This is a genomic window from Streptomyces sp. NPDC053755 (genome assembly GCF_040677675.1).
GTDB lineage: Bacteria > Actinomycetota > Actinomycetes > Streptomycetales > Streptomycetaceae > Streptomyces.
Window position 1 is genome coordinate 51,140 of record NZ_JBFASK010000029.1, and the last position, 23,071, is coordinate 74,210.

The following is a 23,071-nucleotide window of genomic DNA, read 5'->3' on the forward strand; positions in this document are numbered from 1 at the left end:
CCAAAAAGGCACCATTTCTGGCTCGGATTTCAACTACCGCGGCCGGACACGCGATGCCCGAGGTCAGCGGCCGTCGCCGGCGTCCCCCACCTGGCGGCCATGTATGACCGCGGCGTGGGTACCCGCTGCGCATGACACGGCTCAGCGACTTCAGGCACCGGCGCGCTTCTCGGGCCCTTCGGCACGCTTCGGATGCCGACGGGGAAGGGATGCGCCCCGGCGACGGCGAGAAAGAGAGCTTCGGCCCGGACGCGCGGGTGGAGCGGGAAGCCCCGGACACACCCACCGAGATGCCGAAGAAGTCCTGGTCGGCGATCCTGCGCCGGACCGTCGCGGAGTTCAAGGACGACGAACTCGCGGACCGGGCGGCGGCGCTGACCTACTACGGAGTGCTGTCCCTCTTCCCCGCGCTGCTGGTGCTGATCTCCCTGCTGGGAGTCGTCGGGAAGTCGGCGACGGACAGCGTGCTGGACAACCTCACCCGCCTCACCCCCGGCGCCGCACGGGACGTGATCACCAACGCGGTGCAGCAGCTCCAGGGCAACGCGGGCGTCGGCTCGCTGATGGCGGTCGTCGGTCTCGTCCTCGCCGTCTGGTCGGCGTCGGGATACGTGGCCGCCTTCATCCGGACCTCCAACGCCGTCTACGACATCCCCGAGGGCCGGCCGGTGTGGAAGGTCCTCCCGGTCCGCCTCGTGGTGACCATCGTGCTGATGGTCCTCGCGGTCGTCAGCGCCCTCATCGTCGTCTTCACCGGCGAGCTGGCCCGCCAGGTCGGCACCGCGCTCGGCATCGGGGACACCGCGCTGACCGTCTGGTCCATCGCCAAGTGGCCGGTGCTGCTGCTCCTGGTCACCATGATGATCGCCCTCCTGTACTGGGCGACGCCGAACGCGCGGGGCCGGGGCTTCCGATGGGTCACCCCGGGCAGCTTCCTCGCGTTGCTGATCTGGATGGTCGCCTCCGCCGGGTTCGCGTTCTACGTCGCGAACTTCGGCTCGTACAACAAGACCTACGGAACCGTCGCGGGAATGATCATCTTCCTGCTGTGGCTGTGGATCACCAACCTCGCGATCCTCCTCGGCCTGGAGTTCGACGCAGAGATGACCCGCGAGCGCGCCATCGCCGGCGGACACCCGGAGGACGAGGAGCCGTACGTCGAGCCGCGCGACACCCGCGCGTGGGACGAGCGGGACAAGCGGCGCATGCGAGGGCCCGAGTGAGACCGCCGGCCCGCTCGGGTGTGAGACCGGGCGGGAGGGGAAACCGCAGCCACGTGACATGACGACGGCGAAGACACCCATGGGCGAACCGAAGCCCCCGAAGGACAGGTGAACGAGCATGGCCACCGTCGAACGCCAACGCCACACCAGCGGCTCGGAGGAGCCGGTTGGCGAACTGGTCCAGCGCGCCTCCCAGCAGTTGTCGCAACTCGTCCGCGACGAGATGCGGCTCGCCCAGGCGGAGATGAGACAGAAGGGCAAGCGGTTCGGTGTCGGCGGCGGCCTCTTCGGCGGCGCCGGCCTCGTGGGCATCCTCGCACTCCAGGCGCTGACCGCGGCCGTCATCGCCGCCCTGGCCCTGGCCCTGCCGGTGTGGGCGTCGGCCCTCATCGTCGCGGGTCTCCTGGCCGTGATCGCCGGGGTGCTCGCGGCCACCGGCAAGCAGCAGATCGGCAAGGCGACCCCTCCGACGCCCGAGCAGGCCGTCGCGTCGGTCAAGGAGGACGTCGCCGAGATCAAGAAGAAGGCGCACCGATGACTACCGACAAGCATGACGCGAGCGGCGGCACCCCGCCCGAGCGGTCGGGGAACGACGGCTCCGCGTCCACGCCGGAGGAACTGCGGGCCCAGGTCGAGCGGACCCGCGAGGAGCTGGGGGAGACCGTCGAGGCGCTGGCCGCCAAGGCCGACGTCAAGTCCCGCGCGAAGGAGAAGGCGGCGGACGTGAAGGCGGAGGCGAGCCAGCGGGTCGCACGGGTCCGGGAGAAGGCCGCCGACGCCCGTCACGAGGCTGAGCACAAGGCGGCGCAGGCACGGGAGAAGGCGGCGCACGCCGCCCACCGGGTGAAGAGCGGGACGGCGGAGCCGGTACGCGACAAGGCGGGGCGGGCCGCGGAACTGCTCGGGGACAAGGCGGGCCGGGCCGGACAGCTCGCCCACGACAGGACCCCCGAACCGGTACGGGAGCAGGCCGGCCGCACGGCCCGGAAGGCCCGGGAGAACCGCACCGCGCTGCTCGTCGTCGCGGGCGGCGCCCTGGGCGTCCTGCTCGTCGCGCGCCGCGTCCGTTCGTCGCGCCGCCCGCGGAAGGGAGGATGCAGGTGAAGGGCTCCAAGCTCGTCTACCGGCCGGTCGGCCTGACGCTCGGCATGCTCGGCGGCATGCTGGCCGGCGCGGTTTTCAAGCAGACGTGGAAGATGATCGCCCACGAGGACGACGCTCCCGACGCCATGGACGAGGAACGCACCTGGCGGGAGATCCTGCTCGCCGCGGCCCTGCAGGGCGCGGTCTTCGCGGTGGTGAAGGCGGCCGTCGACCGCTCGGGCGCGAAGGCGACCCGTCGGCTGACCGGTACCTGGCCCGCCTGAAGCGGGCCGCGCGGACGCGCCTGACGCGTGCCGCGCGGACACGAGCGGCGCCGTCCCTCAGCGGCGAACCGGCCGGGCCCTTCTCGGGCCCGGCCGGTTCGCCGCTGACGTCGTGGGGACCCCTCCGGTGCGGACCCCCTCCGTCGGCGCCTTCGAGGGTGCATGGCAGGCTCATGCCACCATTCACCCGAGGAGGAACCATTCGTCAGCGCTTCTGGGCGACCGTGTCGGTCGCCCTCACCCTGATGCTCTCGGCCGTCGCGCCCGCGGCCGCCGACGACACCCCTCCGGTCGTCACCGGAGCCGTCTTCAACAACCCGAAGGGAACGGCGGCCGAGCAGAACGCCGTCAAGAACCACATCATCGGGGCGATCGGGAAGACCCAGAGCGGCCGGACGCTGCGGGCGGCACTGTATGTGATGCAGGACCAGGACTACGCGGACGCCCTTGTGGCGGCGCACAACCGCGGCGTCAACGTCCGTGTCGTGCTCGACCACAAGTCCGTGGAGGCGCCCGACCCGGCGCCCGCGCAGAAGCTGATCAGCGCACTGGGGACCGACCGCACCCAGCCCTCGTGGGTCCGCGTGTGCACCGAGGGCGGCGCCTGCATCGCGCAGGGCGGGACCAACCCGATCAACCACAACAAGTTCTTCACCTTCTCCCGTGTCGGTGACGCCGGAGTCGCCGAGGACGTGGTGATCCAGAGCTCGGCCAACCAGACGGCCTCGGCGGTCACCCGCCAGTGGAACAACGCGTACACCGTCGTCGGCAACACCGCCCTCTACACGGCCTACACCGGCTACTTCGACGACCTCGCTGCCATGGCCAAGTCGGACGACTACTACCGGCAGGGCGAGGCAGGGGACCTGAAGTACTACTTCTTCCCGCAGAAATCCGGCGACATCGTGCTCGGTTTCCTCGACAACGTCACCTGCACCGGGAACACGACCGTCGGCAGCGCCTCCCACAAGACCGTCGTGCGGATCGCCGCCTGGGCCCTGCACCGGAACGAGATCGCGGCCAAGCTCCGCTCGCTCGCCGACCAGGACTGCTGGATCGAAGTGGTCTACAAGGACTCCAACGACCTGGCGACGCTCCAGGGCCACCCGCGGATCAAGCCCTACCACCTCGACGCGGGCGGCTACTTCGTGCACTCGAAGTACCTGCTGATCGAAGGCAACTACGCGGGCCACCCCGACACGAAGTGGACCTTCACCGGCTCCCACAACCTGGACATCTCCTCGCTGCGCGAGAACGACGAGGCGATCATCCGGGTCCCCGGAGCCGCGGCGCACGACGCGTACAAGGCGAACTTCCTCGCCATGCGCGCCGAATCGGTCCTGCAGTAGCCGACGCGGACGGCCGGCCGGAGGCGCCGTCCGCGGTCGTCGGCGCCACCGACGACCGCGGACGGCGCGTTCACCGGGCCGTCAGCGCGTCACGGCGCCATCTCGTACGCGCCCGCCAGCGCCTCGACCCTGTCCCACACGCGGCCCGAGCGGGCCTCGTCGACGACGGGGCGCCGGACGGCGTCCAGGGCCCAGCTCTGCTGCGCCGGGGTGGCGGAGTCCTTGCCGTGCAGCTCGACGGCGTGCGCGGAGAAGTCCCGTACGAGGACGGCGAACAGCTCGTCCAGCACGTCCGTGTCCAGGCCGGTCAGGCGCGCCTGCTCCAGGATCAGCTGACCGTGGACGACGAGCGCGAAGAGCTGTCCCACGGCGAGCAGCAGGTCCAGGTCGCGGCTCTGCTCCTCGTCGGGAGCGGCGGTGGTGACGAACGCGCACAGCGCGTCGGCCTGCTCGCGGAAGCGGGCGACGTTGGGGACCTCGGCGTACGCGTCGTAGGCCGTCCGCCAGTCGTGGAAGCGTACGGAGCCCAGGCCGCGGGCCGGGCCCTGCCGGAAGAGGAAGGCGTCGTCGGCCGCGTCCAGGCGGGTCGGCACGGGAGCGTAGTCGGCGGGGTCCAGCAGGTGGTTGCGCATGAACTTGAGGATCAGCGCGAGGTTGACGTGGACCGTGCCCTCCAGCTTGGGCAGTCCCCGGATCTCGATCGCGGCCTGGGCGAAGTAGTTGTCCTTCTCGAACCCCTTGGCGGCGATGACGTCCCACATCAGGTCGATGACCTTCTCGCCCTCCGTGGTCACCTTCATCTTCGTCATGGGGTTGAAGAGGAGGTAACGGCGGTCGTCGGGTCCCGCGGAGCGGAAGTAGTCGACGGCGCGGTCGCTGAACAGCTTCATGCCCACCAGGCGGACGTACGCGTCGGTCAGCTCGCGGCGCACGTGCGGGAACGCGGTGACGGGGCGGCCGTAGAGGATGCGCTGGTGGGCGTGGGTGACGGCCTCGTACATCGCGTGCTCGCAGATGCCGATCGAGGCGGTGCAGAGGTTGAACTTGCCCACGTTGACCGTGTTGAGCGCGGCGTCGAAGGCGGCGCGACCGGTGTGCAGGACGTCCTCGGCCCCCACGGGGTAGTCATCGAGCCGGAACTCGCTGACGTACTTGGAGGAGTCGACGACGTTCTTCACCAGGTGGTAGGCCGGGTGGCGGCTGTCGGCGGCGAAGAAGACGTAGCCGTCGGGCCCTTCGACGTCGGTGCGGCGGCCGAAGACGGAGACCAGTCCGGCGGCGTTGCCGTTGCCGATGTAGTACTTGGAGCCGGTGGCACGGAAGCCGCCCCGGCCGTCCGGCTCCAGGAGCATGTCCGTGGAGTAGATGTCGGCGCCGTGGGTCTTCTCGGACAGGCCGAAGGCGAACACCTCCCCCTGTGCGAGGAGTTCGCTCGCGCGGGCGCGGGCGGCGGCGTTGTCGCTCTGCCACACCGGGCCGAGACCGAGGATGGTCACCTGCCAGGCGTACCAGTAGTCGAGCCCGTAGAAGCCGAAGATCTCGTTGAGGGCGGCGATCCGGGCGGTGTCCCAGCGCTTGTCGCCCTCCTCCTGTCCGGCGCCGGCGGCGGACGCGGGGGTGAGGAAGGTCGCGAAGAGCCCCTCCTTGGCCGCGAAGGCGAGGAAGTCTCCGAGCCAGGCACGCGAACGGTAGTCCTCGATCAGCCTGCGCTTGCCGCGCTCCTCGAACCAGTCGACGGTGGCGCGGAGCAGCCGGCGCGTCTCGGGGTCGAAGTGGGCCGGGTCGTACGTACGCGGGTTGAACAGCAGCGGGTCGGCCATGGGGGTCCGCCTTTCCGGCGTCGGTCGAGTCGGGTGGGATCGGGAACGAAGGAGGAGGGGCGCCGCGGCCCCGGCCGTCTCAGCGGCCGGCCGGCCCTAGGGCGCGGAGGGTGGCGAGTACGTCGTCGAGCCAGGCGAGCGTCATCCGCTCGTACGCGATGCCGCCGCGCAGCACCACGTGCTGGAGCTCGCGGCCCGCGTCGGGCGGCTCGGCGGGAGCGGGGGCCTGCGCCCCGGTGAAGTCGCGTCGCTCGCCCGCGAGGTATCGCGCGAGCCGGTCGGTGTGCGCCTGGTGGTGGCGCTCGACCTCGCGGACCAGCGCGGCCGGGTCGTCGAAGGCGGCGCCGCGGATCTTCACGGCGAGGTCGTGCCGGACGCTCTCCGGCTCGATCGGCTCGTGCAGCCATCCGGACAGGGCGTCCCGCCCCAGCGGGGCGACGGAGTACTCCTTCTTGTCCGGCCGGCCCTGCTGGGGGACCTCGCGGACATCCACCCAGCCGTCCGTCTCCATGCGCTTGAGCACGCGGTAGATCTGCTGGTGCGTGGCGGTCCAGAAGTAGCCGATGGACCGCTCGAACCGCCGGGCCAGCTCATAGCCGGAGCCCGGCTGCTCCAGCAGCGACACGAGGATCGCGTGTTCGAGTGCCATGCCCCGATCTTCGTATGCAACGAGTTGCATAAACAAGTATCGCCGCCCCGATGAGACGCGCCTCACCCCGTCGCCGGCGACCTCACGGCGAGGACGTACTCCGGCGCGCGACCACGCAGAAGGGATGCCCGGCCGGGTCGGTGAAGACCAGCCATCCGTCCTCCCGCGGCTGGTGCTCCGCCTTCACGGCGCCGGCCTCCCTCAGCACGGCCTCGGCCGCGCCGAGGTCGTCGGCGTCGACCTCGAAGTCGAAGTGGAACTGCTGCGGCGCGTCCTGCCCGGGCCAGCGGGGCGGCCGGTAGTCGTCGACCCGCTGGAAGCCGAGGAAGAAGCCGTCCGCGCCGGTGAGGCCGGCGAAGTCGCCGTCGGACTCCGGGTGGGGCGCGAAGCCGGTGAGCCGCTGGTAGAAGGCGGCCAGCGCCTCCGGGTCCGCGCAGTCGAGGGTGATCGCCGAGAGTCTCATCGGGAGGGGCATCGCGACTCCTGTAGCTGCGTGGGGCCCAAGGGGCCGTAGGGAGGTGGCCGACCACCCTAGCGGGGGCCTGCGGGGAGGTTTGGCGGGCGCCGCACACGGCGAGGACTCCAGTGCGCCGCGGCCGGGTGGACCGGGCGGGGCGCCGGGGGCGGGCGGGCCGAATGGGGGGGGGGCGGATGGCCGGGAGTGGCAGGACCTGTGTCGGGTTCGCGGTCGACGAGGCGTACGCCCTTCCGCTCGCGGTCGCGGGCCGCTCGCTCATCGACCACCTCGCGGGCGACGATCCCCTGGAGTTCGTGGTGCTCGACCTCGGCATATCCGAGCGCTCGCGCGGCCGCCTCGTCGCCGCCTGGGCCCACCGTGCGAGCGTCGGCTTCCTGCGGCTCCCGTCCCCGCGTGACCTGGACGGACTGCCCCTCTCGGACCACGAGTTCGTGCCGCACCTCAACCGCAACGTCTACGGGCGGTGGTTCCTGCCGGAGCTGCTGCCGCCGGTCTACCGCCGGATGATCTATCTCGACGCAGATGTGCTGGTGCTGGGGGACGCCTCCCTGCTGTGGCACGTCGCCCTCGGTGGCCATCCCTTCGCGGCGGCGCAGGACAAGGGCATCCCCTACGTCTCCTCCCCGTACGGTGTCCCGGACTACCGTGAGTTGCGGCTCTCCGCCCGCGCCAAGTACTTCAACGCCGGCGTCATGGTCATCGACCTCGACCGCTGGCGGAAGCTGCGCATCCGCGAGCGCGCCCTCTCCTACGCCCGCACGCATCCCGCGATGCGTTTCGCGGACCAGGAGGCGCTCAACGCCGTCGCGGCCGGACGCTGGGCGGAGTTCCCCCGGGCGTGGAACTGCCCCGCGGAGGACGAGATCTTCGAGGAGGGCCAGGGCGCCCGCCCGAGGATCATCCACTTCCTCGGGCCCGGGAAGCCCTGGCTCGGCGCCTCCCACGCGACCCGCTGCCAGGCCGTGTACGGGACGTATCTGCGGCGCACCGGCTGGCCGACGGAGAGTCCCGCCTGAGCCCGGCCGACCCGAAGGCCACCCTCCCGCTTGCCCTCACCTATCGAATCTCGATAGATTTCAATCGTAGCTCGATCGAGGGAGAGATCATGGGAAAACTGACCGTGCTCGCGTTGCGCGCCGTGCTCGTGGCGCTGCTCGCCGGATCGGTGTTCGTCCAGGCGGTGATGGTGCCGCTGCTGGCCGCGGACATGGAGGGCCTGAAGCCGGAGTACGCGTATCTGCGCACCCCGCTCCTCGTGATCATCGTCCTCGGCTTCGTGACGGCGGAGGTCGTCCTGCTCTGTGTGTGGCGGCTGGTGACGATGGTGCGGCGCGGCACGGTGTTCTCCCCCGCGGCCTTCCGCTACGTGCACATCGTGATCGGCGCGTTCGTGGCCGCGGCCGTCCTGGTCTTCGCGCTCGCCGTGGTCCTGGCCCCCGGCGAAGCCGTCGCCCCGGGCGTCGTCCTCCTCGTCTGCGGGGCCAGTCTCGCCATCCTGGGCCTCGCGCTCATCGTGCTCGTCCTGCGGATGCTGCTCGCCCAGGCCGTCGAGCGCGACGTCGAGGCGTCGAAGATGCGGGCCGAGCTGGACGAGGTGATCTGATGCCGATCGTCGTCGACATCGACGTCATGCTGGCCAAACGGAAGATGTCCGTGGGGGAGCTCGCCGAGCGCGTCGGGATCACGCCGGCCAACCTGGCGGTGCTGAAGAACGGCCGCGCCAAGGCCGTCCGCTTCGCGACGCTCGCCGCGCTCTGCGACGTGCTCGCCTGCCAGCCAGGGGACCTGCTGCGCTGGGAGGCCGAGCCCGCGACCGACGGCTGACGCCACGTCAGCCGTTCCGGCGGGCGCCCTTGACCGGCGGCGACGTCGAGGCGCGGCGGGGCTGTCCATAGGGTGGCCCCTATGTCTGCCACGTTGAATTCCGGAAAAGTCGCCGGCGCGCTGCGCACGGCGGCGCGCGTCTCGGCCGAATCGCTGCTCGTCCTGGTGATGGTCGCGGTGGCCGTGTGGGTGCTGGGCCGGATGTGGTCGGTCGTATGGCCGCTCATAGTCGGACTGTTCCTCACCACGCTGACCTGGCCCCTGACGCGCTTCCTGCGCGGCCGCGGATGGCCTCCCGCCCTCGCCGCGTCGGTGGTGACCGTGCTGTTCCTGCTCGTCGCCGCGGGCATCGTGGCGCTCATCGCCGTACCGGTGGCCTCCCAGTCGGGAGAGTTGGCGGACGGCGTCGTCGAAGGCATCCAGCGGCTGCGGGAGTGGGCCGCGGGGCCGCCGCTGAACATCGGCGACGACCAGATCACGGGCGCCTTCGACTCCGCGATCGCCCGCGTCCAGGACAGCGTCGGCAGTATGGTCACCGCCGTCGTCTCCGGCGTGGGCACGGTGCTCAACGGAGTCGTCACCGCCGTCCTGGCGCTCTTCCTGATGTTCTTCTTCCTGAAGGACGGCCCGCGCTTCCTGCCCTGGCTGACCCGCCAGCTCCCCGGCCGGTTCGCCACCGACGTCCCGGTCGTGGCCGAGCGTGGCTGGGACACCCTGGGGGCGTTCGTCCGGTCCCAGGCGCTCGTCGGTCTGCTCGACGCCGTCTTCATCGGCCTCGGCCTGTGGATCCTGGGCGTTCCGCTGGTGCTTCCGCTCGCCGTGCTGACCTTCGTGTCGGCGTTCGTCCCGATCGTGGGCGCGCTCTTCGCCGGATTCGTCGCGGTGCTCATCGCGCTCGTGTCGAACGGTCCGACGGACGCGCTGATCGTCCTCGCGATCATCGTCGTCGTGCAGCAGCTCGAGGGCAACGTCTTCCAGCCCATGATCCAGAGCCGGGGGCTCGGCCTCCACGCGGCCGTGGTCCTGCTGGCCGTGACCCTGGGAGGCAGTCTGGCGGGCATCGTCGGCAGCCTGCTCGCCGTACCGCTCGCGGCCGTACTGGCCGTGGTCTGGAACTACCTGCGCGAGCAGCTCAGCGACCCGCCCCGCGACCCGGCGGCCGAAGCGCCGCGCACGGACGCCCCCGTCCCGTCGTGACCCCCGGGGCGCCCTGACGCCCGCCCGGTCCGTCCCGGGCGCGGCTCACCCGCCGGAGGGCGAGTGGCCCGCCGGGACGGCCTCCCCGGCGGCGACCGGGCCGGGCGGGGTCCCGTCGCCGAACGGCCGGCCGCCCAGCTCCTCACGGCCGTGCGGCGCGAGCCACCCGGAGAGATCGGGGCCGGCCGGCACGACACCGGTCGGGTTGATGTCGCTCTGGACCACGAAGTAGTGCCGCTTGATGTGGTCGAAGTCGACCGTGTCACCGAACCCCGGGGTCTGGAAGAGGTCCCGCGCGTAGGACCACAGCACCGGCATCTCGGACAGCTTCTGCCGGTTGCACTTGAAGTGCCCGTGGTAGACGGCGTCGAAGCGGACGAGCGTGGTGAACAGACGCACGTCCGCCTCGGTGATCGTGTCGCCGACCAGGTACCGACGCCGTTCGAGCCGCTCCGACAACCGGTCGAGACGGGCGAACAAGCGGTCGTACGCGGCGGTGTACGCCTCCTGGGACCCGGCGAACCCGGCGCGGTAGACGCCGTTGTTCACCTCGCGGTAGACCACCTCGTTCACCGCGTCGATCTCGGCCCGCAGCGCCTCCGGATAGAGCGCCGGAGCACCCTCGCGATGGTACGGCGCCCACTCCAGCGCCATGTCGAGCGTGATCCGGGGGACGTCGTTCGTCACCACCGCCCCGGTCGGCACGTCGACGATCGCCGGGACCGTGATACCCCGGTCGTAGCCGGGGTCGCGGGCGAGGTACGCCTCCTGGAGCCGCTCGATGCCCAGCACGGGGTCGCGGCCGCCGGGATCCAGGTCGAACGTCCAGCTGCGCTCGTCGTGCGTCGGCCCGGCCACGGCCATCGGCAGCGCGTCCTCCAGGCCGAGGAGCCGCCGCACGATGACCGCCCGGCTCGCCCACGGGCAGGCCCGGCTGACCACCAGTCGGTAGCGGCCCGGCTCCACGGGGAAACCGTCCCGTCCGTCGGCGGTGATCCGGGTCGTGAGGTAGCGGCTGTCGCGGGAGTACTCCCCGCCGGGATTCACGTAACTCACACCGTCCGCCTACCCCGGAAGCGCCCCGGCGACGCGGGGACCACTCGAACGCCGCCGCCGCGACCCGCCGCGACCCGCCGCGAGGCGCGGCGAGGCGCGTCACCGGGCGACGCGAGCGCGGCAGGATCGGCGGGGAACCCCCGGAGTGACGAGCGTCACCACGCTTCTTCGCTCCCCATGTCGACCGGACGCCCTGCGCCGGGCGTATGCGGGGTGAAGCGAGAGATCCAGGAGTGGCTGTTGACCGTCGAGGAGTTCGAAGAGTTCTACGCCCAGACGGTCGCACGTCTGACCGGGCAGCTGTACGTGATGCTCGGCGACCTGCACGAGGCGCAGGACGTGGTGCAGGAGGCCTTCGTCAGGGCCTGGGCCCGGCGACGGCAGCTTGACCGGGGCCGACAGCCGGAGGCGTGGATCAGAACGGTCGCCTGGCGGCTCGCGGTGAGCAGATGGCGCTTCGGGCGGCGCTCGGCGGAGGCGTGGAAGCGGACCGGAGCGCCGCCGGACGTCGCGGGGCCCGGCCCCGGGGAGATCGTCCTCGTGGAGGCCCTGCGAGGGCTGCCGGACCGTCAGCGCCGGGCCGTGGCCCTGCACTACCTGTGCGACCTCACGGTGGAGCAGATCGCCGCGGAGACCGGCATGTCCGCGAGCACCGTCAAGACGCACCTGACCCGCGCCCGTACCGCACTCGCCGACCGTCTGCAGGACCCACGCATGGAGGAGGCCCCCGGTGCCTGATTCCCACGACCCGTTGCGGCGACTGTTCCAGCAGGCGGCGCACTCCGGGCAGGCCCGCGCCGAAGCCCCGCCGTTCGCCCGCATCGCCGAGCGAGGGAGGCGGGCGAGGCGGCGCCGCCTGGCCGGTCTCACCGCGGCGGCCTGCCTGGTCTTCGGCGGCGGCGCGGCCGCGGCCGCCCTGGTGACGGGCCGCCCGGCGCCGGCACCCCCCGCCACCACCCCCTCGCCCGCGCCGAGCAGCCGTCCGTCTCCCGCACCCACCACCCTGCCGTCGACCACCTCACCGCCTTCGTCGACCCCGACGGCCTCCCTGGGACCCGGCGGCGCCTCCGCGACCGTCACCACACCACCGGCCGGCGGAGCCACCACCACCCGGCCCTGACCGGGCCGGCCTTCCCGCGACCCCACCGTCCCGCTCACCCCCGCGCCCGCGCCGCGGCCACGGGGCGGTCGAGCATGCCCGCATCCACCCGAGAGAGCGCCGAATGCCGGTTTCACCGCCCGAGATACGCCAGGCCGCACACGCTGCCTCGCCCGCCGCTCCCCACCGAGCCCGCCCACCGGAGTCGGCGGAACCGGGCCCCGCCGCCCGCGCCCGGGGCGGCCGGGCCGTGATCCCCGAGCGCGTCCGGCGTGCGCTGCGGCTCCGGCACGGCGACGGGGAGGTGCTCTGCCTCTACCTGGCCACCCGGGCGGGCCTGTGGATCGTCGCGTACTGCTCGCGGTGGCTCTTCCCCGCCGACGGCGAGACGCGCGAGCCGGCCGGCGTCCTCACCCCCTTCGAACACTGGGACTGGGGCCACTTCCTCCACATCGCCCGGGACGGCTACTTCCCCGACCCCGCCCCCGGCGCCGCCTCCGCCGAGGCCGTGGGGGACAACCGCGAGGCGTTCTTCCCCGGATTCCCCCTCCTGCTGCGCGCCGTGCACCTGCTCGTGCCGCACTGGACGGCCGCCGGACTGCTGATCTCGCTCGCCGCCGGCGCTGTCGCCGTCCTGGCCCTGGCACGCATCGCCCGGCACCACCTGCCCGACACCGACGGCGGCCGCCGCGCCGTGCTCTTCCTGCTCGTCTCGCCCTGCGGGATCTTTCTCGCCGCCGGATACACGGAGGCGTTGTTCCTGGCCCTGGCGCTGCCGGCCTGGCTGGCGGCGCGGCGTCACGCCTGGGCGGCGGCCGCCACGCTGACCGCGCTGGCCACGACGGTCCGCGTGAGCGGCCTGTTCCTCGCCGCCGGCATCGCCCTCCACTTCCTCCTGGCCGCGCACGCCGACCGCCGTCACTGGCGCCGACTGCCGTGGACCGCCCTTCCCGTCGTCCCGCCCGCCCTCTACACCCTGTATCTGCACGCCCACACCGGCGACTGGATGGCCTGGAAGCACGCGCAGGAACGCGGCTGGTACCGCGACTTCCACGCCCCGTGGACGGCCTGGTCCCACACCTGGGAGGCGGCCTTCGCCCGTGGCCAGACGACGCCCTACGCCTTCATGTTCCAGGCGGAGCTCGTGTCGATGGGCCTCGGCCTGGTCCTCCTCGGCGTGCTGGTCCGCCGGCGCCGTTGGCCCGAGGCGCTGTACGTCGCCCTCAGCCTGTGGGCCCTGGGCACCTCGTACTGGTACACCTCGATCCCGCGCGCCACCCTCCTGTGGTGGCCCCTGTGGACCGGCCTCGCCCAGTGGGCCCGCCGCAGGCCCCGGTTCGCCGCCGTGTACCTGATCCTGACCGTGCCGTTGACCGTGGTCTTCGCCGTCGCCTTCATGACGGGCCGCTGGGCCGGATGACCCGCCCGGATGACCCGCCGACACCCGGCCGGCGGGCCCCGCGGGCCTGGCCCGGCCGGACGGGCCGGGGCGGGAACCCGCGGGCCCCCGCCCGCCCGTGAGGCCGGTCGTCAGAACCTGCGGACGACCCGCAGCGAGTCCGTGTACAGATCGCCCTTCCTGCCGTCCTCCGTCTTCCTGCCGTTGAGGATCGACTTCCCTCCGAGGTCGCCCATGGTCGGCCCGTCGGGTGTCTTGCGGCTGGAGACGAAACGCAGACCGCCGTGCTGGTCCTGCCCGAGGTAGATCCCGGTGTGATCGATGACGCCTTCGACGGTCTCCGGGTCCGCCGGGTCGGAGAGCGTCGCGTCGAAGAAGACCACGTCGCCGATCCGCAGCGCGGCGAGGGAGGGCGCGGCGGTCGTGCCCTTGGCCACCACGACGCCGGGGCCGTGGGCGGACTGGTCCTTGGAGGTCCGGGGCAGATTGCGGCCGTCGAAGTTCTCGAAGGCGACCATGGGGATGCCGAGGTGGTGGCCGTACACCATCCGGACGAAGCCGGAGCAGTCGAGGCAGCCCGCGAACTCGGAGTTCGCCACCGCGCTCTCGCCGCTCGCGGGGAAGGTCCAGTCGCGCCCCATGTACTCGTGGAAGTCGGCCCCGACGGGGCGCACTCCGGCGCCGTCGGGCTTGCTGTACCGGGACTGTCCCAGCACCTGGGCGCCCTGGAGCGCGGGGTCGGTGACGACGGGGGCGTAGGGCCGGTACATCGACGCGTACGCGAGGGCGTCGGGGGAGGTGTCGCCGGCCCAGGCGCGGATGCGCTGTTCCAGGGCGGGCGTCCAGGTGCCGTCGAAGGGCGCCGGCAGGAGCCGTACCCACGTGTCGTGGCAGACCACCGGCGGGTCGGCCCAGTCGGCCGCGCCGACGACGAAGTCGTAGACCCGGGCCTCCAGGGTCGTGGTGCTGCCGGCCGAGGCGTGCGCGCGGACTCCGCACGTGCCCGTGCCGAAGACCTTGGCCGGATCCTTCTCGGGGTCGCGCACGCTGTGGTGCCACGTGTCCTCGGGCTCGGCCGTGCCGTTCCGCCACGCGCGGGCGCACAGGAGGGGGCCCGTCTTCTCGACCCGTACCCACCAGTGGTCGTAGGCCGCGAAGCCGGTGCCGACCGTGACGGCCGGGCCCAGGGTCGTGACGTCGTTGTTCAGCGCCTTCTCCAGGACGAGCTGGACCTCCCCGGCCGGGGTGACGATCAGACGGGCCCGGTAGTGGTTGCTCACGTCCGTGACGGCGAAGGTGAGTGCGAGGGAGGCGGGCGCGCCGGCGGGGACCTTGTCGAAGGAGAAGCGGGCGGCCGCGTCGAGGTCCCCGACGGTCTTGTCGGGGAGCAGGGCGTGGCGGCTGGAACCGGCCTCGGCGCGGTCGAGGAGGATGACGGCCCGGCCGCTCTCCAGGAAGTAGTTCGTGTCGGGCCCGTTGTACGTCGACCAGGTGCCGCCGCCGGGGGAGGGGCCCCACCCGGTCCTGCCCGCCGGCAGGACCCGCGCGAAGTCGTCGGCGAACGGCTTCCTCTGCTCCGTGAACCAGCGCCTCGGTCCGCGCAGCGTGACGGTCGCGGCGCCGGTGGTCAGAGTGGCGAGCACCCCCCGGTCGTCCGACACCTCCAGCAGCGGGGGAGTGCCGGCGATGGTACGGGTCGTCAGCGCACCGGCGGGGTGGGTGGCGAAGTGCCAGGGATCGCACGGGTCGGCCACCATCGGCAGCCGCCCACGGGCGGCTCCCGGCACATCCCCCGCCGTCACGGCCGTCGTCTCACCCGTGACGGCGGCCGTCGGCGTCACCGCCGGGGTCATCGCCGGGGAGGCGAAGGCGGACGGCGCGAGCGGCAGCGAAGCGCCCACAGCGGCACCCGTCAGCACGGCGAGCGCCGATCTGCGGCTCGGTGTCGAACGAGACAGGGACATGTGCCAACCCCCTGGGTGACGTAGGCGTCTGACGTGCGGTGACCTTATCCCCGGCACCGCCGCGGCCGTCCGCCCGCCCCCGCCCGCCGGGAGCCGGCGCGGGCCGTCACACCGTGAGGTCCGCACGCCGGAGAGGGCTGCCGCCCGGATACGGGGGTACACGAAAGCTCTCACCCATCACAGGACAAGGGAGCCGGGCCATGCTGGGCATAGCCGCCGCGGTGCTGTTCGTCATCGCATTCCTGATCAACGCCGCCGAGATCGCGACCAACGAGGTCTTCACCTCGGCGAACGTCATGCTGATCGGCCTGACGCTGCTGGCCCTGCACATCGCGGGCATCGGCAACGGGCGGCGCTACGGCCGCGGCCACCGGAGCTGACGTGACCGCGCCCGCCCTCGGGCGGGCGACTCCGACCACTCGACCCACCAGGAGGCAACGATGACCTCGCTCACCCACCTGCACGCCGACACCTCGACCGTGACGGCGGCCGCCGACGCGTCCGCCGCCCCCGCCTGGCTCCACATCGCCGTGATGGCGGTCGCCGCGTTCGTCCTCGTGTACAGCCTGGCCAGGCACAACAGCTGAGGACCCGTCAGTCCGGCGTCACTGGCGTGGCACGGCCGACGGAACGCCGCCACGGTGAGGCTGCGGACCATGACGACGTCGGAGCCAGGAGACCAGCACCAGCCCGTCGAGTCGGCCGGCGCCCCCCGAATGGCGCATGGCCGTCGAGCCCCCTGCACCGCGCCCGGACGTCCGGCCCGCCCGGGAGGACGGGACAGGCCGGGCAGGACGACGACGCGGAACACTCCGCCGACCGCCCGGAAGGCGGCCCGCTCCGTGCGGGAGCCCTCTCGGCGATCGCGTCGCCGAGGCCCTCGCCCGCGAGGAGTGGGACGCGGCGACGCCGTCTCCGGTGGACGCCCGGGGCCGTGGCGGCGCACACGAGGGCGCGTCCGACGAGCCCGCCGAAGTCGCCGAGCCGTGGCGGCGCGCGTCCGTCATCGCCCGTGGGCCGCGGGGGCCGGGCTGCCACGTGGACGAGACGCACCTGCCCGGGCTGGATATGGCCGGCCGGGTCGACGGGCCGCCCGCCGAGCCGGAACGCCGGGGCGAACGGGCCCGGCCCGGCCGTTGAAAACCGGCGACGCGGGGCAGACGGCTTCCATGATCACATGTGACCGGGCCGTCGACGGCCGTGAGAGCCGACCATGAGCACCCCCACCAAGCGCGTCGGGCGGGCTCCGCGCAGGTCCGCCATGAACTCCCGCACGATGCGCGTCGGGCGGGCTCCGCGCAGGTCCGCCTTCAGCATGCGGCAGCTGATCCTCTTCTTCGGGCTCCTCGCCATCGTCCTGAGCGCCACCGGGCTCGCCCTGCGGCTGATCGCCCGCGCGGCCCAGCAGCATCCCGCCACCGCCGTGGCCGCGGCGGCCGGACTCGTCCTGACGGTGGCCCTGCTCCGGCGGGCCCGCCGGAGCAGGGCCCGTCGCGGGCAGGCCCGTGGCGTCCCCGCACCGCGCGGGGGGATCCGCCCGGGCCCCGGCCGTCGCGTCCTCCGGAGGCCCGACCCCGTGCCGGTCGCCGCCGACCCCGTCCTCCCGGCGGACGAGGCGTACACCAGGGAACTCCCCTTGGAGGAGCCGTACACGGAGGAACTTCCCGCAGCGGAGCCGTACATTTCGGAACGCCCGGGCGGCCGGCCGGGCACGCCGGAGTTCCCGGTGGAGGAGCCGGACGCGGCCGGACTGCCTCACGCCGACGGGGAGATACCCGCGGCGGAGGAGACTCCGCCCGCCCTCGCGGCGGACGACTACGCCGCCATGGACCCCGACACCTTCGAGCAGGCCGTCGCCGCGCTCTGCGCCCGCGACGGCTGCCGGGACGTCGAGGTCGTCGGCGGCGCCGGAGACCTCGGCGCCGACGTGATCGCCACGGCCCCCGACGGACGGCGGGTCGTCATCCAGTGCAAGCGCTACGGGCCGATCAACAAGGTCGGCTCCCAGGACGTCCAGCGGTTCGGCGGCACCTGTTTCGCCGTGCACGGCGCGGCCGTCGCCGCCGTCGTCACCACGGGCGGGTTCACCCAGCCAGCCGCCGAGTACGCCGAACAGTGCGGCATCCTCTGCTTCGACCACGAGGACCTGGCCGCCTGGAGCGAGGGAAGCGGCCCCGCGCCGTGGGAGACGGCCGTACAGCCGGAGGCGCCGTGCTGACCCGCGCCGACACGGGGTTCCCGGCTCGGACCCGTCGGACCACGATGTTCGAGACGGTGGGGCAGACTGGACGCAACGACGACAAGGGCTCCCCGCGACGAGGAGCGAAGGCCGGACGCGCCGACGTGCCGACACCGGTGGCCACGAACGCGAGCACGACGAGGTGGGCGACGTGACGGGGACGAGCGGCGAGGACGACGAGGACCGTGGCCGGGAGGACCTGCTCCGCGGTCTGAGCGTGGACGACACCCGGCCCGAGCAGCCCGTGCTGCTCAGCGCCGCCGGCGACCCGATCCGCACCTGGCAGGAGAACTACCCCTACGACCGCAAGGTACGGCGGGGCGAGTACGAGCGGACCAAGCGGATCCTCCAGATCGAGATGCTCAAGCTCCAGCGCTGGGCCAAGGACACCGGCGCGCGCCTGGTCGTCGTGTGCGAGGGCCGGGACGCCGCCGGGAAGGGCGGCACGATCCAGCGGTTCACCGAGCGGCTCAACCCCCGCGGCGCCCGGATCGTCGCCCTGGACAAGCCCACCGAGCGAGAGGCCGGGCAGTGGTACTTCCAGCGCTACATCGCCCACCTCCCCGGCCCCGGTGAGATCGTGTTCTTCGACCGCTCCTGGTACAACCGGGCGGGCGTCGAGCGGGTCATGGGCTTCTGTACGGACGAGGAGTACGAGCTGTTCCTCCGCCAGTGCCCCCAGTTCGAGCGCATGCTGGTCGAGGACGGCATCCACCTGCTGAAGTTCTGGTTCTCGGTCTCGCGCTCCGAGCAGCGGACCCGCTTCGCGATCCGCCAGGTGGACCCGGTGCGGCAGTGGAAGCTCTCGCCCACGGACCTGGACTCGCTCGACCGCTGGGACGACTACACCGCCGCCAAGGTCGCCATGTTCAGGGCGACGGACACCGTTCACGCGCCCTGGACGGTGGTCAAGAGCAACGACAAGCGGCGGGGGCGCCTGGAGGCGATGCGCAGCCTGCTGCGGCGCATCGACTACGCGAGCAAGGACCACGAGGCCGTGGGTGAGCCCGACCCGCTCATCGTCGGCGCGGCGGACACCCTCCTGGAGGCCGGTGAGGAGACTTCGGCTCTCTCGCCCACACCTCTCGCCCCCGGGCGCAAGGGCCCGGGAGATCACCCCGGGACCGGTGACGACCGGCCCTGACCGGCCCCGATTGCTCCGGCGCCCACCGACCGAGCGGAATCCCGGTGCCGCGCGGGACGGGTACGCGCCGTGAACTGCCGCAGCCGACTGCCGCCTCGGCCGGGTCCGGAGTCCTACCGTCGGTCCCGGCGGACAGCTCCGGAACGGCCGGGGCTGCGCCTTTCGCACCGGGAGTGCCCATGAAGAAGAACCGGCTGGCAGCGGGCGGCGCGGCGGTGGTGATCGCCGCCGGCATCGCCGTCGGCGCGGCGGCGGCGCCGGCGAGCGCCGCCTCGGCCGAGCGGATCGGCTCCGTGCAGGAGCTGCACACCCACCTGGCGAAGGCGGTGGAGCTGGAGGCTGCCCAGGCGGGCACGCTCGGCGACCCGGTCGGCCAGAAGGTCACCGAGTCGGTCGAGAGCTGACGGCGGTGGGCACCGTGGGAACCGCGCCGCGCGACGGCCGGCCCGCCGGAGCGGAGCCCGGCCGGGAGGAAGGGCCGGAGCGGGCCCCCCTCACCTGGTGTCCGAGCGGGGCCGCGGACCGGCCCGAGTCACAGGTGCTCGGGGTGCGTTCCGGCGAGGACGGGCAGGTCGTGTACCTGGAGCGGCCGATCCCGGCCGCCGAGGCGCTGGGCGCCGTTCCGGCGGGCATCGAGCCGACCCGGGTGCTGAGGTTCGCCTCGCACTGCGTGTCCGCGTGCGCGCACCGCCGGGGCAACGACTGCACGCTCGTGGAGCGCGTACGGACGCTGCCGGCGGCCCGCGAGGAGCGGTCGGTCCCCCGGTGCCACCTGCGCGGCCGGTGCCAGTGGTGGCAGCAGACGGGGGTGTCGGCCTGCCACCGCTGTCCGGCCGTGACCACCGCCACCTTCCGCGAGGACGCCCTCGCGACGCTGGTCGCGGACCCCGCCACCACTCCGGAACAGCTCACCGCGTGGATCGCGGCCTCCCCTGACGGCCCCGCGTCCGACGGGCCGGACGGCGCGGGACGGGCGTCTGACCGGGACCGCTGAACGGCGCCCCGCCCCCCCTCGATCCGAGGACACGGACGACCGCACCACCACCGCACCCACGAACGGCCGGTGCGTCCGGGAAGAGCCTCTTCCCGGACGCACCGGCCGTTTCCGTGAGCCTGCCGTGCTGGGGTGTGCCGTGCCGTGCTGTTCCGGCACGGCGGGCGGCGCACCGCGCCGCTCCCCGGCCGACGGGCGACGGTCGGGCGCCCGGACCACCTGTCACGGACCACGGACAGGGCCCCGGGGCCCCCGGCACCCGGCGGTCCGCCGCGCACAGCGAGGGCCCCGCGCCACGGCGCGGGGCCCTCGCTGTGCGCGTGGGGCCGCGTCACCCCGGGGGGCCCGGGTCGGCATCGGCCAGCGCCAGGGCCGCATGGTGTCCCTCCGGAGCGAGGACGTCGCTGAGCGTCCAGCCCGGTGGAGCGGTCGGGATCGCGCCGGCGCCCACGTAATCACCCGCCGGATCCGCGGAGAGGCCGACGCCGGTCCCCTTCAGATAGGCCTCCTTGCGGGTCCAGACCCGGGTGAAGGCCAGCGGTCGCTCGGCGGCCGGCAAAACGGCGAGTTCGGCCGCCTCCCGGGGGTGCAGCACGTCGGCGGTCTCGGCGATCGCCGCCGCGTCGGGGACCGGCTCCACGTCCACGCCCACCGGGGTCGACGCGAAGGCGAGCAGGCTCAGACCCGAGCAGTGCGACAGGGAGAAGTGCAGGGCGCCGCCGGGCAGCACGGGCCGCCCGTGCGGTTCGTCGCAGTGCGCGCACGGGGCGCGCTCCACGACCACCTCCCGGGCGGCCAGGCCCAGGTACGCGCCGAGCAGCCGGCGCAGCGCGACGTGCGCGCAGACGTATCCGTCCCGGTCGGCGGACCGTACGAACTCGGCGGCGCGGGCGAGCTCCACGGAGTCCAGCGTGCCGGGGGCGTGCCGGGCGGCGTGGGCCCGGTACTCGGTGGTGTCCACCAGCCACAGCCCCGGCCCCGCCGGGGTGAGGGCGGCGGTGGCGGGGCCCGCGCCGGACAGCCGGCGGGGGACCAGCAGCCGTCCGGTGGTGAGTGCGGCCATATCGGATGCCTCCAGTTCGGGTGGGCGGGTCACACGGGCGCGGAGAGCGCGCCCCCGGCGGTCGGGTCGGGCCGCTGCCGCAGCGCGAGGAACGCCGCGACCGGGGACACGGCGGCGATCGCCCCGCACAGCAACCACGTCTGCTGCACGCCGAGCAGCAGCGAGAGCGAGCTGAACACGGCGATCGACAGCGGGGCGGTGCCGATCCCGGCGAGGGCGAGCGTGGACATCGCCGCTCCCATGCGGTCGGCGGGAGCCGCCTCCTGGTAGAGCGTCACGATCGCCGGACCGTTGAGCCCGGACAGCAGGCCGACCGCCGCGGCCACCGCCGTCAACGACAGCGGCGTGGCCATCAGCGCCATCACCGTGATCCCCACGGCCAGGCCGGCACCGGTCACGACCAGCCGGACGAAGACCGGGATGCGGTGCGCGAAGGCCGCCCCGAGCGCGCTGGAGCCGAGCGCGCCGACGCTGAAGGCCGCCAGCACCATGGCCACCGCCCCGACACCCCAGCCGCGCTGGTGCACGAGCAGCGGCAGCGCGACCTCGGCGGGCCAGCTGAACGCCATGTCCAGGCAGAGGGAGGCGACGAACATCCAGCGCAGCCGCGGATGCCGGGCCAGGAGACGGAACCCGTCGCCGGACCTGCGCACCAGCGACGGCCCGCCCTTTCGGCGGTCGGGCCGGGTGAAGCCGTGGGTGACGTACAGCAGGCAGCCGAGCCAGACGACACCGGTGACGGCGGCCGCCACGAGGGCCACCCACAGCTCGCCGACGGTGATCAGCCAGGCGCCGGCCGGAGCGCCGAGGATGGGGGCGACGCGCAGCACCATCGCGTACGCGGAGTTGGCGCGCGCGAGCTGACCGCCGGCGGCGAAGCGCGGCAGCAGCATCCCGGACGCGGGCCCGGCCAGTCCGAGCAGCATCCCTTCCACCAGGGCGATCGCGACCATGGGCCACAACTGGTGGGTGGTGGCGGTGACCACGGCGCCGAACGCGAGCAGGGCCGCGCGTGCGCTGGTGGTCCGCAGCAGGACGAACCGTGGCCCCAGGGTGTCGGCCACCGCTCCGCCGAAGACGAGCATGAGGGCGCGGGGCACGGTCGCCGCCAGCATCAGCAGTGTGACCGCCCGGGTGCCGCCGATCTGCACGGCCGTCCAGTTCATCGCGATCAGCAGGCCGAAGCTGCCCAGCTGCACCGCCGCCTGGCCGCCGACGAGCGCGCCCACCCTGCCCCAGGGGACGGCGGCCGTCGGCCCCGGGACCGGGGGGACGGTCGCGGCGGAGGAAGTGGGCGGTGGCGAGGTCGTGGTCATGAAGAGGTCCTTCGGGTGGCGGATGGCTGGGGGAAGGCGGCGGTGACGGCTCGTACGCCCGCCCGCTCGGCGGCGTGGGCCAGGGCGGCCGGACCGGCCGGAGCGCCGACCACGCGGAGCTCCAGGCGGCCGCCCAGGTGCGCCCGGCCCGTGCGGGCGAGCCGCCGGGCCACGGCTTCTCCGGCCGCCCGGGCCGCGACGGCCGGGGCGCCGGGGGCCACCGATATCCCGGGCAGGGAACGGTCCGGCAGGAACCTGGCCCGGACGGCGAAGCCGGGCCCCGCACGACCGGGCGGCGCCGCCGCCCCGCCGCGGCGGCCGGGCGGCCCGCCGACGCGCCGCCGGCCGGCGTGGCCGCGGTGCTCCGTCCGCCGAGCCGCCGTGCCGCCGGGCCTCGGCCGGTGGCACGTCTTGCTCAAGCGTCCGGCCCCGGGCACCCGCCGTCCCGGGCGGGCGCCGCCCCGGAGGGCGCCGGCCGTCGGCGCCGCACGGTGGGCCACCCCGGCTGGCGGGGCCTGCTCGGACCGGTCCGGGCCGCGCCCGGCGGCGGCCGCCGCCGGAGCCGTACGGGCCGAGCCACCGGACCGGCTCGGGGCCGGCGCGCCGGGCTGCTTGTCGGGCGGTCCCTGGAGCTGCGTGCCGGGTGGCGTCCCGGGCTGCGCGGGGGCCCGCACGGGCCCCATGCCGGACATGCTCTGGCGCTGCCTGCCGGGCTGCGTCTCTGGCTGCGTCTCGCCCGGCGCGCCCGGCAGCGTGCCGGGCCGTCCCGGGGTCCGCCCGCCGGGCCTCCGGTCAGGCTGCCTGCCGGGCTGCGTCTCTGGCTGCGTCTCGGGCGGCGCGCCCGGCAGCGTGCCGGGCCGTCCCGGGGTCCGCCCGCCGGGCCTCCGGTC

The 23,071-nt window shown here is 73.6% G+C and carries 26 protein-coding genes; 18 read left to right on the plus strand and 8 right to left on the minus strand.

Annotated elements, in window-relative coordinates; all coding sequences use genetic code 11:
* Positions 1-209: 209 nt before the first annotated feature.
* From AB0K65_RS24800 to AB0K65_RS24820, 5 genes are all read left to right on the plus strand, one after another.
* Positions 210-1,223, plus strand: coding sequence for a YihY/virulence factor BrkB family protein (locus AB0K65_RS24800; RefSeq protein WP_365720064.1), 1,014 nt, complete (start codon positions 210-212; stop codon positions 1,221-1,223).
* Between the two features lie 118 nt (positions 1,224-1,341).
* Positions 1,342-1,761, plus strand: a complete 420-nt coding sequence (locus tag AB0K65_RS24805; RefSeq protein ID WP_365720066.1) for a phage holin family protein — start codon at positions 1,342-1,344, stop codon at positions 1,759-1,761.
* Positions 1,758-2,327, plus strand: a complete 570-nt coding sequence (locus AB0K65_RS24810) for a DUF3618 domain-containing protein (RefSeq protein ID WP_365720068.1) — start codon at positions 1,758-1,760, stop codon at positions 2,325-2,327. The genes AB0K65_RS24805 and AB0K65_RS24810 overlap by 4 nt, the downstream gene beginning before the upstream one ends.
* Positions 2,324-2,590: a DUF4235 domain-containing protein gene (locus AB0K65_RS24815; RefSeq protein ID WP_365720070.1), complete on the plus strand. Its 267-nt coding sequence runs from the start codon at positions 2,324-2,326 to the stop codon at positions 2,588-2,590. The genes AB0K65_RS24810 and AB0K65_RS24815 overlap by 4 nt, the downstream gene beginning before the upstream one ends.
* Before the next feature lie 173 nt (positions 2,591-2,763).
* Entirely contained in the window at positions 2,764-3,939 is a 1,176-nt protein-coding gene (locus tag AB0K65_RS24820; RefSeq protein ID WP_365720072.1) for a phospholipase D-like domain-containing protein, read from the plus strand.
* Between the two features lie 89 nt (positions 3,940-4,028).
* Here the strand turns inward: AB0K65_RS24820 and AB0K65_RS24825 are convergent, their stop codons facing one another.
* The 3 genes from AB0K65_RS24825 to AB0K65_RS24835 form a co-directional block, all read right to left on the minus strand.
* Complete coding sequence (locus AB0K65_RS24825; protein WP_365720074.1) at positions 4,029-5,759, minus strand: acyl-CoA dehydrogenase family protein; 1,731 nt, start codon at positions 5,757-5,759, stop codon at positions 4,029-4,031.
* Between the two features lie 79 nt (positions 5,760-5,838).
* Positions 5,839-6,408 carry a PadR family transcriptional regulator gene (locus AB0K65_RS24830; RefSeq protein WP_365720076.1) on the minus strand — a complete coding sequence of 190 codons (570 nt, stop codon included), beginning with the start codon at positions 6,406-6,408 and terminating at the stop codon, positions 5,839-5,841.
* Positions 6,409-6,490: 82 nt separating this feature from the next.
* The gene (locus tag AB0K65_RS24835; RefSeq protein WP_365720078.1) at positions 6,491-6,883 is read right to left on the minus strand and encodes a VOC family protein; all 393 of its coding nucleotides are present in this window, start codon (positions 6,881-6,883) and stop codon (positions 6,491-6,493) included.
* A gap of 176 nt (positions 6,884-7,059) precedes the next feature.
* On the opposite strand from AB0K65_RS24835, the gene AB0K65_RS24840 reads away from it, so the two are divergent.
* The 4 genes from AB0K65_RS24840 (at position 7,060) to AB0K65_RS24855 (ending at position 9,907) form a co-directional block, all read left to right on the plus strand.
* Positions 7,060-7,902 carry a glycosyltransferase family 8 protein gene (locus tag AB0K65_RS24840; protein WP_365720080.1) on the plus strand — a complete coding sequence of 281 codons (843 nt, stop codon included), beginning with the start codon at positions 7,060-7,062 and terminating at the stop codon, positions 7,900-7,902.
* A gap of 89 nt (positions 7,903-7,991) precedes the next feature.
* Positions 7,992-8,489 carry a DUF2975 domain-containing protein gene (locus tag AB0K65_RS24845; RefSeq protein ID WP_365720082.1) on the plus strand — a complete coding sequence of 166 codons (498 nt, stop codon included), beginning with the start codon at positions 7,992-7,994 and terminating at the stop codon, positions 8,487-8,489.
* Positions 8,489-8,710 carry a helix-turn-helix transcriptional regulator gene (locus AB0K65_RS24850; protein WP_365720084.1) on the plus strand — a complete coding sequence of 74 codons (222 nt, stop codon included), beginning with the start codon at positions 8,489-8,491 and terminating at the stop codon, positions 8,708-8,710. Before AB0K65_RS24845 ends, AB0K65_RS24850 begins: the two co-directional genes overlap by 1 nt.
* 81 nt (positions 8,711-8,791) lie before the next feature.
* Complete coding sequence (locus AB0K65_RS24855; RefSeq protein ID WP_365720085.1) at positions 8,792-9,907, plus strand: AI-2E family transporter; 1,116 nt, start codon at positions 8,792-8,794, stop codon at positions 9,905-9,907.
* Positions 9,908-9,952: 45 nt separating this feature from the next.
* Here AB0K65_RS24855 and AB0K65_RS24860 read toward each other — a convergent pair whose 3' ends face one another.
* Positions 9,953-10,954, minus strand: a complete 1,002-nt coding sequence (locus AB0K65_RS24860; RefSeq protein WP_365720132.1) for a glutathione S-transferase C-terminal domain-containing protein — start codon at positions 10,952-10,954, stop codon at positions 9,953-9,955.
* 249 nt (positions 10,955-11,203) lie between these two features.
* Between AB0K65_RS24860 and AB0K65_RS24865 the strand changes: the two genes are divergently transcribed.
* The 3 genes from AB0K65_RS24865 to AB0K65_RS24875 all read left to right on the plus strand — a co-directional run bounded on the left by AB0K65_RS24865 (position 11,204) and on the right by AB0K65_RS24875 (position 13,482).
* Positions 11,204-11,701: a SigE family RNA polymerase sigma factor gene (locus AB0K65_RS24865; protein ID WP_365720134.1), complete on the plus strand. Its 498-nt coding sequence runs from the start codon at positions 11,204-11,206 to the stop codon at positions 11,699-11,701.
* Positions 11,694-12,083: a hypothetical protein gene (locus AB0K65_RS24870; RefSeq protein WP_365720087.1), complete on the plus strand. Its 390-nt coding sequence runs from the start codon at positions 11,694-11,696 to the stop codon at positions 12,081-12,083. The genes AB0K65_RS24865 and AB0K65_RS24870 overlap by 8 nt, the downstream gene beginning before the upstream one ends.
* A gap of 229 nt (positions 12,084-12,312) precedes the next feature.
* A complete protein-coding gene (locus AB0K65_RS24875) occupies positions 12,313-13,482 on the plus strand; it encodes a mannosyltransferase family protein (protein WP_365720089.1) in 1,170 nt (389 codons plus the stop codon).
* A 110-nt stretch (positions 13,483-13,592) separates the two neighbouring features.
* Here AB0K65_RS24875 and AB0K65_RS24880 read toward each other — a convergent pair whose 3' ends face one another.
* Entirely contained in the window at positions 13,593-15,425 is a 1,833-nt protein-coding gene (locus tag AB0K65_RS24880) for an NlpC/P60 family protein (RefSeq protein WP_365720091.1), read from the minus strand.
* Between the two features lie 200 nt (positions 15,426-15,625).
* On the opposite strand from AB0K65_RS24880, the gene AB0K65_RS24885 reads away from it, so the two are divergent.
* The 6 genes from AB0K65_RS24885 (at position 15,626) to AB0K65_RS24910 (ending at position 19,802) form a co-directional block, all read left to right on the plus strand.
* Positions 15,626-15,805 (plus strand): hypothetical protein, encoded by a 180-nt coding sequence (locus AB0K65_RS24885; protein WP_365720093.1) that lies wholly within the window; start codon positions 15,626-15,628, stop codon positions 15,803-15,805.
* A 60-nt stretch (positions 15,806-15,865) separates the two neighbouring features.
* Positions 15,866-16,012: a hypothetical protein gene (locus AB0K65_RS24890; RefSeq protein WP_365720095.1), complete on the plus strand. Its 147-nt coding sequence runs from the start codon at positions 15,866-15,868 to the stop codon at positions 16,010-16,012.
* Positions 16,013-16,638: 626 nt separating this feature from the next.
* Entirely contained in the window at positions 16,639-17,643 is a 1,005-nt protein-coding gene (locus AB0K65_RS24895) for a restriction endonuclease (RefSeq protein WP_365720097.1), read from the plus strand.
* A gap of 172 nt (positions 17,644-17,815) precedes the next feature.
* Positions 17,816-18,808: a polyphosphate kinase 2 gene (gene ppk2, locus AB0K65_RS24900; RefSeq protein WP_365720099.1), complete on the plus strand. Its 993-nt coding sequence runs from the start codon at positions 17,816-17,818 to the stop codon at positions 18,806-18,808.
* Positions 18,809-18,987: 179 nt separating this feature from the next.
* Positions 18,988-19,212: a hypothetical protein gene (locus AB0K65_RS24905; RefSeq protein WP_365720101.1), complete on the plus strand. Its 225-nt coding sequence runs from the start codon at positions 18,988-18,990 to the stop codon at positions 19,210-19,212.
* 143 nt (positions 19,213-19,355) lie between these two features.
* A complete protein-coding gene (locus AB0K65_RS24910) occupies positions 19,356-19,802 on the plus strand; it encodes a hypothetical protein (protein ID WP_365720103.1) in 447 nt (148 codons plus the stop codon).
* Positions 19,803-20,133: 331 nt separating this feature from the next.
* Here the strand turns inward: AB0K65_RS24910 and AB0K65_RS24915 are convergent, their stop codons facing one another.
* Genes AB0K65_RS24915 through AB0K65_RS24925 form a run of 3 tightly spaced genes read right to left on the minus strand, consistent with a single transcriptional unit; the run spans position 20,134 to position 22,402 of the window.
* Positions 20,134-20,865 carry a 4'-phosphopantetheinyl transferase superfamily protein gene (locus tag AB0K65_RS24915; RefSeq protein WP_365720105.1) on the minus strand — a complete coding sequence of 244 codons (732 nt, stop codon included), beginning with the start codon at positions 20,863-20,865 and terminating at the stop codon, positions 20,134-20,136.
* A 29-nt stretch (positions 20,866-20,894) separates the two neighbouring features.
* Positions 20,895-22,181, minus strand: coding sequence for an MFS transporter (locus AB0K65_RS24920; RefSeq protein ID WP_365720107.1), 1,287 nt, complete (start codon positions 22,179-22,181; stop codon positions 20,895-20,897).
* Complete coding sequence (locus AB0K65_RS24925; RefSeq protein WP_365720109.1) at positions 22,178-22,402, minus strand: hypothetical protein; 225 nt, start codon at positions 22,400-22,402, stop codon at positions 22,178-22,180. Before AB0K65_RS24925 ends, AB0K65_RS24920 begins: the two co-directional genes overlap by 4 nt.
* Positions 22,403-23,071: the final 669 nt, after the last annotated feature.